Origin of the sequence: Bradyrhizobium sp. ERR14, assembly GCF_014198235.1 — a bacterium.
In the GTDB taxonomy this organism is placed as follows: domain Bacteria; phylum Pseudomonadota; class Alphaproteobacteria; order Rhizobiales; family Xanthobacteraceae; genus Bradyrhizobium.
Map to the genome: position 1 here is coordinate 295,984 of NZ_JACIHD010000007.1, position 12,323 is coordinate 308,306.

Annotated in this window: 8 protein-coding genes; 6 read left to right on the plus strand and 2 right to left on the minus strand. The window is 62.7% G+C overall.

Translation table 11 applies throughout. The annotated features are described in order from the left end of the window. Window positions 1-10 precede the first annotated feature (10 nt). The 4 genes from GGD62_RS21750 (at window position 11) to GGD62_RS21765 (ending at window position 9,205) form a co-directional block, all read left to right on the plus strand. Window positions 11-3,340: an adenylate/guanylate cyclase domain-containing protein gene (locus GGD62_RS21750; protein ID WP_183710131.1), complete on the plus strand. Its 3,330-nt coding sequence runs from the start codon at window positions 11-13 to the stop codon at window positions 3,338-3,340. 306 nt (window positions 3,341-3,646) lie between these two features. Beyond that, the gene (locus GGD62_RS21755) at window positions 3,647-4,927 is read left to right on the plus strand and encodes an HlyD family efflux transporter periplasmic adaptor subunit (RefSeq protein WP_312014273.1); all 1,281 of its coding nucleotides are present in this window, start codon (window positions 3,647-3,649) and stop codon (window positions 4,925-4,927) included. 12 nt (window positions 4,928-4,939) lie between these two features. Further along, window positions 4,940-7,111 carry a glycosyltransferase gene (locus GGD62_RS21760; RefSeq protein ID WP_183710133.1) on the plus strand — a complete coding sequence of 724 codons (2,172 nt, stop codon included), beginning with the start codon at window positions 4,940-4,942 and terminating at the stop codon, window positions 7,109-7,111. A gap of 264 nt (window positions 7,112-7,375) precedes the next feature. Next, window positions 7,376-9,205 (plus strand): sensor domain-containing diguanylate cyclase, encoded by a 1,830-nt coding sequence (locus GGD62_RS21765; protein ID WP_246800211.1) that lies wholly within the window; start codon window positions 7,376-7,378, stop codon window positions 9,203-9,205. 30 nt (window positions 9,206-9,235) lie between these two features. Here the strand turns inward: GGD62_RS21765 and GGD62_RS21770 are convergent, their stop codons facing one another. Then, a complete protein-coding gene (locus tag GGD62_RS21770; RefSeq protein WP_092253594.1) occupies window positions 9,236-10,459 on the minus strand; it encodes a polyhydroxyalkanoate depolymerase in 1,224 nt (407 codons plus the stop codon). A 158-nt stretch (window positions 10,460-10,617) separates the two neighbouring features. Between GGD62_RS21770 and GGD62_RS21775 the strand changes: the two genes are divergently transcribed. Further along, the gene (locus GGD62_RS21775; RefSeq protein ID WP_183235069.1) at window positions 10,618-11,274 is read left to right on the plus strand and encodes a glutathione S-transferase family protein; all 657 of its coding nucleotides are present in this window, start codon (window positions 10,618-10,620) and stop codon (window positions 11,272-11,274) included. Window positions 11,275-11,553: 279 nt separating this feature from the next. Here GGD62_RS21775 and GGD62_RS21780 read toward each other — a convergent pair whose 3' ends face one another. Further along, entirely contained in the window at window positions 11,554-11,778 is a 225-nt protein-coding gene (locus GGD62_RS21780) for a hypothetical protein (RefSeq protein WP_018318578.1), read from the minus strand. A gap of 184 nt (window positions 11,779-11,962) precedes the next feature. On the opposite strand from GGD62_RS21780, the gene GGD62_RS21785 reads away from it, so the two are divergent. Beyond that, window positions 11,963-12,316 (plus strand): hypothetical protein, encoded by a 354-nt coding sequence (locus tag GGD62_RS21785; protein WP_183235070.1) that lies wholly within the window; start codon window positions 11,963-11,965, stop codon window positions 12,314-12,316. The last annotated feature ends 7 nt before the right edge of the window (window positions 12,317-12,323 follow it).

Genomic DNA, 12,323 nt, shown 5'->3' on the forward strand with positions numbered 1-12,323 from the left:
GGTGGAGCCAATGCAGATTGCGGAGTGGCTCGAGAAGCTGGGGCTTGGGCAATACGCAGAGCGTTTTGTCCAAAATGGGATCGACATGGGCGTCCTTCCCGAGCTGATGGTCGAGGACTTCGACAAGCTCGGAGTCCTGCTCGGGCATCGCCGCAAAATGCTGCGTGCGATTGCCGACCTTGATCCAGCCGCGTTGATCGCATCGCCGACTCCGCCTCACGACGCCGAGCGTCGCCACCTCACTGTCATGTTTTGCGATCTGGTCGGCTCGACGGCGCTCTCGGCGCGTCTCGATCCCGAGGATCTGTGGGAAGTGATCCGGGCGTACCGCGCCGCCTGCGGGAGCGTCATTGCCGCTTATGACGGCAGGATAGCCAGGTTCGTTGGTGACGGAATACTCGTCTATTTCGGGTATCCGCGCGCCCACGAAGATGATGCGGAGCGGGCAGTGCGAGCGGGCCTCGATATTATCGCTGCGATTCGCCAGCTCAAGACAGGCGCCGGCGAACGGGTTGAACTGCGGATCGCAATTGCGACCGGGCTTGTGGTGGTCGGCGATCTCATCAGCGGAGATGCATCGGAGGAGCACGCAACCATCGGCGATGCACCAAACCTCGCTGCTCGGCTTCAAAGCCTGGCCGAGCCGGGGGCGGTCGTCGTTGCCTCGTCGACGCGCCGGCTGCTTGGCGATCTCTTCACCTTTCGCAATCTCGGTCGCCGCGAGGTCAAGGGGATAGGCGAACCCATCGCGGTCTGGGCGGTGGAAGGAGCGACCTCATCGGAGAGTCGCTTCGAGGCGGTCCGCGCCGCGCGCTCGATCGGCTTTGTCGGCCGCAAGGACGAGATCGAGTTCATTCTCTCGCGCCAGCGGGAGGCATGGCAGGGCCAGGGCCAGATCGTATTGATTTCCGGCGAAGCGGGCATCGGCAAGTCGCGCATCGTGGCAATGCTGTCCGAGAGCCCCTCGTTGGGGACGCACCGTCGCGTGCGATATCAGTGTTCGCCTTACCACACCAACAGCGCACTTCATCCCTTTGTCGCGCAGCTCGAGCGCGCCGCCGGAATCCGCTCCCACGACACGCCAGAACAAAAGCTCGACAAGCTCGAGGCGATGCTGGCAATAGGAACCCGGCAAGTCGCCCGGGCCACGCCACTCATTGCGGCCCTGCTCTCGATTCCGACCGGCGACCATTGCCCGCCACTCGGCTTGAGCCCGGCGCAGCAGAGGCGACAGACATTTGCCGCCCTTCTCGATCAGCTCGAGGGATTGGCGCGAGACCAGCCTCTGCTGATCATCTGCGAGGATATGCACTGGGCCGATGCGACGACACTTGAACTGTTCGATCTCGCGGTCGATCGGATCAGGGGCCTGCAGATACTCGTGCTCTTGACGTCCCGGCCGGAGTTCGAGCCCTCCTGGTCGGGCCTTGCCAATGTCAGTCTGTTGCGGCTCGACCGGCTCGATCGGCAGGACACGCGCGCGCTGGTCGAGCAGGTGGTCGTCGGTCGCCAGCTGCCACGCGAGATGATGAAGCAGATCATCGACAAGACCGATGGCATACCGCTATTCGTCGAAGAGTTGACCAAGATGGTGCTGGAGTCCGGGCTGCTCGTCGAAGATGCCGGGCGCTACCGCCTGAATAGTCCGCTCCCGCCGCTTGCTATCCCCGCGACGCTGCAGGATTCGCTGATGGCGCGGCTCGACCGGCTCGCTCCGGTCAAGGAGGTCGCGCAGATAGGCGCCGCCATTGGCCGTGACTTCTCGTACGCACTGCTGAAAACCGTGGCGGGACGCGACGATCTGACGCTGAACGCTGCGTTGGGACAACTTGAAGAGGCCGAACTGCTGTTGCGTCGTGGCACGCCGCCCGAAGCAAATTACAGTTTCAAGCACGCCCTTGTTCAGGAGGCGGCCTACGAGAGTCTGCTCAAGAGCAAACGGCAGCTGCTTCATACCCGCATTGGCGAAGTTCTGCGCGAGAAGTTTCCAGCAATCGCCGAGACCGAACCGGAAGTTCTGGCGCACCACTTCACTGAGGCGGGGCTGAGCGAGACGGCCCTCGAATGGTGGCGCAAGGCGGGCCAGCAGGCGTTGAAACGCTCGGCCTATTCCGAGGCGATCGCGCATCTCGGCAAGGCCATTGCGACCGCCGATCAGTTGCCTGATGATTCCCGCCGGATCATGAGCAGGCTGCATCTTCAGATCGCATATGGCCGTGCCTTGCGGGGCAGCCTCGGCCACAGCGCTCCAGAGACGGTCGCGGCATGGACGCGTGCGCGCCAGTTCGCAGCCGACATCGATGATCCCGTTGAACTTGCGCCGGTGCAGTCGGGGCTCTTCAATGCCTGCCTGACCCACGGCGAACTCGCTCCGATGCGGGAGCTGGCGGACGCCATCAGGAGCGCCGCTGACCGACGACCGGACTCGCCGGTGGCCGCCGTCGTCGCCCATTGGACGGGCGGCGTCACCTGCTGGTTCGAGGGCGATTACTTGAATGCGAGAACGCATCTTGAGCGGGCGCTGGGGATTTATGGTGCCGAACCGGATCCCGCGACCTTCAGGGCGTCTGCGCTGGATCTGCCTTTCGTGATCATGAGATTTCTTGCCCTGGTGCTCTGGCCGCTCGGTAGCACCGCTCGTGCGCGCAAGCTCGCCGCGGAAGCGGTGGGTGCTCCGGGCGAAAAACGGGCGCTGTCCCAGGCCAACGCGCTGGTTCATCGCGCTGTGTTCGACGGGGTATGCGGGGGCATGTTGCAGCAAACAGAGACGATCCTGGCGCTCGGCCTCGCGCGCGACCACACGATGCCGCTGTACGTGGCCGCGGGCACCTACCTGAATGGCCTCGCCAAGTGGCGTGCCGGCGACCGAATGGCCGGACTGGCGGACATGCGTCACGGCTGGGCCTTCCTGCACGAGAACGACTGCTACCTCTGCGAACCGTTCTGGGGAATGCATGTCGCCCTGGCGAATGCAGAGGTGGGCGAAGTCGGGACCGGGCTGGAAATCCTGGACGAATCGATCGCCGGGACGGAACAATCCGGCCAGCATTGGCTCGATGCCGAGTTGCATCGTGTCCGCGGTAAACTTGTATCGCGCCAGGATCCTTCGGACGAATCCAGTGCCGAAGAAGCCTTCAAGCGCGCGCTGGACATCGCGCGACACCAGCAGACCAGGACTTTCGAGCTGCGCGGGGCTCTTGAACTTGCACGCCTGTACAAGACAAATGGCCGAGCTGGTGCGGTCTCTGAAGTGCTCGCTCCTGTGCTCGCCGAATTCGATGCGGAGCGAAATCTTCCCGAAGTCCTGGAAGCGAAAGAGCTGCTTGGGAATGGGCGTTAGCCGCGCCATTCGATCGCCGCAAGCGCCGCGCCGACTTCAAGCCGGAATGGGACGATATCCTGATCCTCGACTCGGCAGCCGTAGTTATCCGGTTTTGACACAGCTTAACCTGATGTGGTGAATCCTAGGTATGCTTCTCGTGGTTGCGAAGGCGAGTCTGCCGCGGTGGCGAATCCTGATTTCGGCTGGCGGCAATGTTGTCGGATTGCTCCTTGCCTCAAGGCGCAAACTTCATCCCAACGCCCGACGATTGGTTTGCCTTCGCTGCGGCAGGCGCAGCGACCAAAGCCCATTGGAGATCCAGTCGTGGTCCGTTTGCACGTCGAACGTTTCATTCGCAGCCGGGTTGTTCGCAGAGCTCTGGCGCTCGGGATCATCGCGCTGAGCGGATGGGCCCTGTTGCCGTATGTGACCTACCGAATCGCTCCCTCCGCCTTTGTCAATGCCGAGCTCATGCGGGTGACTGCACCGTTCGCGGGTCAGCTCTCGCCTGATCTTCCACGCAAGGGCGAATATTTCCAGCAGAGCCGGGTGGTGCCGATGGTCGGGGCGCGTTCGCCGGATCGCCGACACCTCATGGACCTCGATCAGCAGCTTGCCGTGTCCACCAAACGCGCCGAGCTCGCACGTCGGCAACTCGAGGAGATCGCCGGGCTCGATCGCAAGCTCGGCGAGCGCAGCGAGGACTATCGTTTGGGGATGGTCGCGCGCCTGAGCCACGAAATCGGCGAAACGGAAGTTGAAAAAGGCGGCTGTCTCGCCGAGGCACGGCAGCGGAACGATGTCGCGGGCCGGATGGAGAGGCTCGTGAAGCTCGGCATCAGTTCGCAGATCCGCTCCGGCGAGGCCCAGGCCTCGCAGGAGGCAACCGCAACGCGGTGCCGGATGGCCGATGAACGCCTGCAGCGCCTCAAGACCGAGTTGGGGGCGGCGGAGAAAGGTCTCTATCTTCGTGGCGATGCCAATGACGTGCCCTACTCCCAGCAGCAACGCGAGCGGCTTGTTCTCCGCCGCCAGGAGCTCGAGACGGACGAGTTGCAAAACAGCTCACGTTCTGCGCAACTGGCCGCGGAAATCGCCGAGGAGCGCGCTCGGCTTGATCGTCTCGATCACTACGATCTGTCGTTGCCTGCCGCCCATGTCGTCTGGTCGGTCGCGGCCAGCCCCGGCTCGATGGTCACGGAAGGGCAATCGGTCCTCGATTTTGCAGACTGCCAACGCCGATTCATTGTCGTTGAACTGCCCGAGCGCGATTTCGAGAAGATCAAGGCCGGAGATGCGGCTACCGTCCGCCTGATTGGGAGCGGCGAATGGAAGACCGGCCTGGTCCGGCAAGTCCGCGGATCGGCTGCTTACGCCGACGATCGACTGCTTGCGGCTCGGGTGCCGCGGCCTGATCCGGGCAACATTACCGTTGAGATATCGCTTCCCCCCAACGAAGCGTGGGCCGACCGCAATGGCTCCTGCGACATCGGACGGCTGGCCGAAGTGCGCTTCGAGCGCAGAGCCGACGGCTTGCTACGATTGGTCAGCTCGAAGTTGAAATGGCTGACCGCGCGCCTGGAGCTCGACCAGTCGTCGCTGTGAGCGAGGTGTTCCATGCAGGCCATGACTCTGTCTCTCTCTCAGCTGTTCGCGCCGATGGTGGGGATCTTTGCGGCGATGTACCTGTTGGCGCCGACCTTTCCGGTCGCGCGCCTCTGGGCACGTGTCGCGGTCTTTGCCGCGGTTTGGCTTGTCGTGGCTCGCTATCTCGAATGGCGTATTTTCACCACGGTGCTGCCGGCAACCGGCACTTGGTATCAGGTCTACTGGATCTGGTTCTGTCTCTTCGTTGAGCTACTGACCTTCACGGATCAGTTTATTCTTTATCTGATTTTCCTTCGCAGGACCGATCGCCGCAGTGAGGCGGATCAGCACGAGCGTCGGCTTCGCAGCCTGCCGCATGATGAGCTGCCATCGGTCGACGTCCTTATTCCAACCTATGACGAGCCGTTCGAGGTGTTGGAAAAGACGATCACCGGCGCGTTGTGTCTGGACTATCCAAACTTCCAGGTCTGGGTTCTGGATGATGGTCGCCGGCCTTGGCTCAAGAAACTCTGCGAGGAAAAGGGTGCCGGGTATCTCACGCGCGCCGACAACCTGAATGCCAAGGCCGGCAATATCAATCATGCGCTGATGCAGACGAGCGGCGAGTTCTTTGCGATCTTTGACGCGGACTTCGTGCCGCAGTGCAAATTCCTGATGCGCACGATCGGCTTCTTCGCGGATCCAAAGATCGGAATCGTTCAGATCCCGCACACCTTTTACAACGAGGATCCGATGCAGGCGAATCTCGGCCTGCACAGGGGATTACCGGACGAGCAACGGTTCTTCTTCGATTCCATCATGCCCGCGCGCGACGGCTGGGATGGTGCCTTTTGTTGTGGTTCCAACTCCGTCACGCGTCGTGCAGCACTTCGCGTGGTCGGGGATGCCTTGCCGACCCAGTCCATTACCGAAGACATTCTGCTGACGCTGGTCCTGCTGCGCAAAGGGTACATCACCCGTTATCTCAACGAGCCATTGGCGATTGGATTGGCGCCGGAAAGCCTTGACGCGTTTTTCGTGCAACGGCAACGCTGGGCGCGTGGTGCGATCCAGACTCTGTATCTCGCCGCCGGCCCGCTCGGCCCCGGACTGGGCTTGATGCATCGGCTTCTGTTCTTTCCGACTCATTGGCTCTCATTGGGCTTGCGAGCGCTCATGGTCGTGGTGGTTCCGATCGTGTTCATGTGGACCGGTCTAGCGCCTGTCGCCGACGTCACCCCCGAGGCGGTCTTCTTTTACCTGTTCCCCGCGATCCTGGCGCTCAACGGCGGCATCTCCTGGTTTGCGCCGCACGTGCACTTTCCGCTCGCCGCTCAGGTGTCGGCGACGATCCAGAGCTTCAAGATTCTGCCGACGGTGCTCGGGACTCTCGTCAAGCCGATGGGACATGCGTTCAAGGTGACGCCCAAGGGAGCTGCCGCGCGGTGCGCAAGCTACGCCGCGGAGATATTCTGGCCGTCGGCGGCGCTGATGGCGTTGACGGTTGTCGGCCTGGTTCTGAACACCATCCCGGAATGGCGGATGATCGATCATCCGGCCGCTTTACCGATGGTCGCCTTCTGGTCGGTGGTGAACGTCGTCGTGCTCTTCTTCGTCTGCATGACCTCGCTGCAAGCCCGGATGGGACGCGCCGAGGAGCGTTTCGACGTCGATGAATCGGTCTTGATCGAGACTGGGGCCGGCGAACGGCTTTCTGGGCGCGTGAGCAACATCTCCCTCTCTGGCGCTGGCGTTCTTCTCGGCTCCGGCATTGACTGTTCCGGCGCTGGAGAACCGCTGCGCGTGCACATCATGCAGGTGGGCTGGATCGACGCGATGATTGTACAGCAACGAGGCCGGCTGGTCGGGATGCAGTTCCATTTGCCGCAATCGCTTGAACGAGACCTGCTGATTCGCAAGCTCTTTACCGTCGCCCGTCTGAAAGAGAACGGTGTCGTCGCATGCTCCGTGAACAGGGCGATGCTCAAGAACATCTGGTCAATGGCCGTGCCGTTGCCTCAAATTGTTACAACTGGCGCGAAGCCCACACCGCTTTCGCCGCCGCCGATCCGGTTGCCGGCAGAGAGCCTGGTCATTCGGCCTCAACCGCGGATCGACGATCTGGCACATCTTGCCGGAGTCCGAGGCCTGCATCCCGCCAGTTTCACTGAGCCTCACTTGGCCGAGTGGCCGGCACGTTGAGCGAGGCCGTCAAGTCGGGCTGATTGCTGTGGTGTCCTTCTCGCCCGACCGGTCGATGGGTTATCGATCGACGGTCAAGCCGCTCATCGATGCCGTCAGTCTTCCGAAGCCCTGCCAGAAACTCAACCGGAACGAGCAACTATCCCTTAGCCCAAGGCGTTTACGGGGCTGGGGTGGAGGGAACATCTCTTGATCTATCACCGTAGTGATGTTCGCCAGGGGCGTCTCACGTTCTGGGTCTCGGCATTCGTGGCGGTCGCCTGTATGGCGATTGTCGCGCTCAGCGGCTGGCGGGAATGGTCCTCGCGACTGGCGGTGCTGAAGGGTTCCGAAACGGACGTGGCTAATCTGGCCCGGTCGCTGACGCAACACGCGGACGACACGTTCGAACTCGCGGACACCGTTCTGAATGTGCTGGTTGGTCAACTCGAACTGGAGGGAGCCGGGCCAGCGGCAATCGCCAAGATTCAGACCTTTTTGACCCGACGCAAAGCCGCGAACCGGATCCGCGCCGTATTTATCTACGACGAGACCGGCCGCTGGCTCGCAACCAGCGAGCCAGTGGATTTCGCCCGTCTCAACAACAGCGACCGAGATTATTTCCAGCATCATCGTGCCGTGGCGGACCGGGGGACCTTCATTGGGAATCCGGTGAAGAGTAGATCGGGCGGTCAATGGATCATCACCGCGTCACGGCGCTTCAACCATCCTGACGGCAGTTTTGCCGGAGTTGCCCTTACGACGATCGATGTCGACTATTTTCTGCAATTCTATCGCGGGTTCGACGTTGGCCGGAACGGTTCAATCGCTCTGGCGACCGCGGGAGGCATTGTCCTCGCGCGTACCCCGGACAACGGATACACGGGCCGCGATCTGTCGAGTGCTCCGCTTTTCAAGACTATTCGCGAGCGGCCGGCTGCGGGCGTCTACTACTTCACGTCGCCTCTCGACGGCGTTCGGCGTCTGAGCTTCTATCAACTCAGCAGCCGCTACCCCGTTCTCCTCGTTGCTACGGAATCAGAAGATGACGTCTTGGCCCCCTGGCGCAGAGCGGCGCTGACGCGCATTGCCGCAGTCCTGGCGCTGACAGGTGGGCTCGGTGTTGCCGGGCTCTTTCTGGTGCGCCAGTTGCACCTGCGGCAGAAGATGGCCGCTGCCCTGGTTGCCAAGGAGGCGGATTTTCGCCTCCTTGCAGAGCAGTCGGGAGACATGGTCATGCGCGTCGCAGTCGATGGACGGATCCTCTATGCGTCGCCGTCCACCGCTCGAATCCTTGGCTGGGCTCCGAACGAACTGGTGAATACATCAGCCCTCGCCGGCATCAATCCCGCGGATCTGGCCCGGGTTGAGCAAACGCTCTCCGCATTGATGAACGGCGAAGCCGAGGAGGCGAGAATCACGTATCGCACCCGTCATCGTGAGAAGGAAGAGATCTGGGTCGAAACTGCACTGCGCGTCACGAGGAGTGCGCAGAGTGGGCACATCAACGGCGTGGTGGCGATCTCGCGCGACATGACCGAACGCAAGGATCTGGAGGACAGGCTGGCGGCTCTCGCCAGTTCGGACGGCCTGACGGCCTTGGCAAATCGCAGACACTTCGACGAGCGGCTGGAGGCGGAATGGGACCGGGCCAGGCGGGAAGGAACGCCTCTGTCACTGCTGCTGATGGACGTCGATCATTTCAAGAGCTTCAACGACCGGTACGGGCATCAAGCGGGCGATTCATGTCTCCGCTCAATCGCGGGGGTCCTGGCGCAGCAGGCCAGACGGCCGGCAGACGTGGCGGCCCGGTACGGTGGTGAGGAATTCGCCTTGCTGCTGCCGAATACCGACGCAGGAGGTTGCGAGCAGGTCGGTGAGCGAATCCGGCAGGCGATCGAGGACCTCGGCATCCTGCATGCGCTCAACCCGTCATCCAGGCAGGTCACCCTCAGTATTGGTGGCGCCACACATCATTCGTTCGGCGACAAGGCGGATTGCTCGTCGCTGATAGCGGCTGCGGATAAGGCGCTTTACGCCGCCAAGGAGGGCGGACGCAACCGCATGGTGATGTCAGGGCAAGTCGTCGCGTGGCCCGGCTCGATACGGGCTTGAAGAGCAATTCCAGCGCGCCGCGGCGTGGTGTCACGAATTCACGTGCACGAAATCCCGCAGCAGCGGATAGATCTCGTTATTCCAGCGCCGGCCTGAGAACACGCCGTAATGGCCAACGCCGGCCTGCATGTGGTGTACGCGCCGATAAGCGCGCACGCCGGTGCAGAGGTCCTGCGCGGCGAGCGTTTGGCCGATCGAGCAGATGTCGTCCTTCTCGCCCTCGACTGTCATCAGCCCCATGCGGCTGACGGCCTTGGTGTTCACCGGGCGGCCGCGATGCATCAGTCTGCCTTGCGGCAACAGGTGCTCCTGGAACACGTCGCGCACGGTCTCGATGTAGAACTCGGCCGGCAGGTCCATCACGGCGAAATATTCGTCGTAGAAAGTCTTGATGGTCGCGGCCTTGTCGTTCTCGCCCTTGGCGATGTGGTTGGCGAGATCCATGTGCTGCTTGATGTGGCGCTCGAGGTTCATCGAGACGAAGGCGGTGAGCTGCACGAAGCCGGGATAGACTTTCCGCAGCGCGCCGCGGCACTGCATCGGCACGTAGTTGATCAGGTTCCGCTCGAACCATTCGATCGGCTTGCTCTTGGCGAAGTCGTTGACCCTGGTCGGCTGGATGCGGGTGTCGATCGGCCCCGCCATCAGCGTCAGCGTCGCCGGGCGCGAGGGATGGTTGTCCTCGCACATAATCGCGGCGGCCGCGAGCGCCGACACCGACGGCTGGCAGATCGCCACCATGTGCGGGCGCGGGCCGAGCTGTCCGAGAAAATCGATCAGATGCTCGGTGTAGTCGTCGAGCCCGAAGCGGCCCTCGCTCCGCGGAATGTCGCGCGGATTGTGCCAGTCGGTGATGTAGACGTCGTGGTCCTGCAGCAGCGTCTGCACGGTGCCGCGCAGCAGCGTTGCGAAATGGCCGGACATCGGCGCCACCAGCAGCATGCGCGGCTGCTCCGTCACGCCGTCCTTCCTGAAGTGCAGCAGCGAGCCGAACGGTGTCGCGTAGGCGACCTCCTCGGTGACGGCGACTTCGCGATTGCCGACCATGACGCTGTCGATGCCGTAGGCCGGGCGATGATAGGTGAGGGTGGAGCGCGAGATCAGCTCCAGCGCCGCCGAGAGACGGCCGACGACCTGGTCCGACATGCCCTGCGGCACCAGATTGAGGAATTTGAGCGCGGACGAGGCCCCCGCCCGCCACGGCGCTGTCAGGTCCATCTGGTTCTGAAAGGCCTGATAATACATCGACATCATACTGAAGTGCCCACCTGTCCCCCCTTCGTGATGCAATATCGAAGCCAGATGGGAGCCGGACCGCCGGGAAAATTGGCACGTCGCTTGCTGCTCTTTGGGCGGGAAGGACGGGGCACGCACGCGCGGCAGTGCGCGCCCAGGCGTGAGGGAATGGCCATATGGCGAAGGCGACTCTGACCATCAGCAGCAAGAACTACTCGTCCTGGTCGCTGCGCGGCTGGCTGCTGACGAAATTCTCCGGGCTCGATTTCGAGGAAATCGTCACCGCGCCGGACGATCCGTCGGCGCGCGCCGAAATCCTCTTGCTGTCGTCGTCGATCCTGGTGCCGTGTCTGCGGCACGACGGTGCCGTGGTGTGGGATACGCTGGCGATCGCCGAATACCTCAACGAGGCGATGCCGTCAGCCGGCCTGCTACCTGATGACCGCGTGCAGCGCGCCCATTGCCGCTCGATCTCGGGCGAAATCCACTCCGGCTTCACCACGCTGCGCGCCTCGCTGCCGGTGAATCTGAAAGGACGTTTCCCCGGCTTCAAGATCTGGTCGCGCGCGCAGGCCGACATCGACCGGGTCTGGTCGATCTGGCGCGACTGCCTGGACAGGTCGGGCGGCCCGTTCCTGTTCGGCGAGCGGCGAACCATGGCGGATGCGATGTACGCGCCCGTGGTGACGCGCTTCGTCACCTATGACGTCAAGCTCGAGCCGCAGCTGAAGGCCTACGCCGACAGCATCATGGCGATGGATGAGATGAAGGAATGGATCGCGGCGGCGAGGGAAGAGCCGGCCGAGATCGAGGAGCTCGAGGTCGAATATTAGGCAGGCCTTGCCTGGCCCTGCCTGTTTCGGGGGCGGGGACCGACCACAGCGACTTGAGCGCTATGTCCTTGTCGCGATTAACCTTTGGCGCCCGTGCGAGGCGTGGGCCATCCACCGCGCTGCGCAGATATTGTACGCGCCGGCCAAGCCACGTCGACATCTAGCCGTGAACAGCTGCGTACGCGTCCATTCGGCTGATTCGGACGTGATTCGTTCGGGCCGCGTTCCGAAGGTTAAGACGGAGCGCGGCCCCGTTGCATTTTGGAACAAATATGGGCGTCAGGCGGCCCCGCGCTGCCTCACGCGCGGCAGGCGCCAGCCGATGACGGTCGCTTCGACCGCGATGCCGGCCTCGTGGTTCTGCCAGCGTCCCTCGACATAGCGGCAGGCGAACGGCAGTTGGTACGTTCCGCTGTGGTCCTCGCACAGCACTTCGAGCGCCAGGCCCGGCGGTGGTTCTCCGGCGCCGTCGAATTCCGCCAGTCGTCTATCGCGCGTTGCCATTCCAAAAATCTCCCCTAAACAAAGCCGCGGAACGAGCGCCCACTTCTTCCGCGTGCGGATCATCGTTCCCCGTCCAAGGGAACGATGCAAGCTCAACGCGAGAATGCGGTGCGAGTGTGGTAGCCTAGAGTGGCTGTGCGCAAACAGCGCACATTGCCGTGATCGATCGGCCGAGGAACTTTTCATGCTGCTTCGAAACGCCGGCATTTGTTTCGCGATATTGCTGCTCGCAACGCTGGCGAATGCGCAGGTGCACGCGCAGGACGTGCCCGGTATCGAGATCTGCACGGTCGAGAAGACCATGGAGCGGCGCACCAGCTGCCTGCAGAGCAATGTCGACTTCCTGCAGAAAACGATCACCAAGCTCGCGCTCGACAATCAGCAGAAGCTGGATGCAGCAAACCGCCAGATCGATGCGCTGAAGACGAACCTCGCCGGCCTGCAGAAGACGCTCGGCGATCTCCAGGCCGCCCAGGCGAAGACGGCCGATGATCTAAAGAAGAAGCAGGACGCGCCGGCAGCGAAGGACGCGAAATAAGCGCGCC

What these genes read in the sequence shown, in the direction of transcription:
- GGD62_RS21750 (WP_183710131.1), top strand. Translation starts at nt 11, where the DNA reads ATGCAGATTGCGGAGTGGCTCGAGAAGCTGGGGCTTGGGCAATACGCA.
- GGD62_RS21760 (WP_183710133.1), top strand. Translation starts at nt 4,940, where the DNA reads ATGCAGGCCATGACTCTGTCTCTCTCTCAGCTGTTCGCGCCGATGGTG.
- GGD62_RS21765 (WP_246800211.1), top strand. Translation starts at nt 7,376, where the DNA reads ATGGCGATTGTCGCGCTCAGCGGCTGGCGGGAATGGTCCTCGCGACTG.
- GGD62_RS21770 (WP_092253594.1), bottom strand. Translation starts at nt 10,459, where the DNA reads ATGATGTCGATGTATTATCAGGCCTTTCAGAACCAGATGGACCTGACA.
- GGD62_RS21775 (WP_183235069.1), top strand. Translation starts at nt 10,618, where the DNA reads ATGGCGAAGGCGACTCTGACCATCAGCAGCAAGAACTACTCGTCCTGG.
- GGD62_RS21780 (WP_018318578.1), bottom strand. Translation starts at nt 11,778, where the DNA reads ATGGCAACGCGCGATAGACGACTGGCGGAATTCGACGGCGCCGGAGAA.
- GGD62_RS21785 (WP_183235070.1), top strand. Translation starts at nt 11,963, where the DNA reads ATGCTGCTTCGAAACGCCGGCATTTGTTTCGCGATATTGCTGCTCGCA.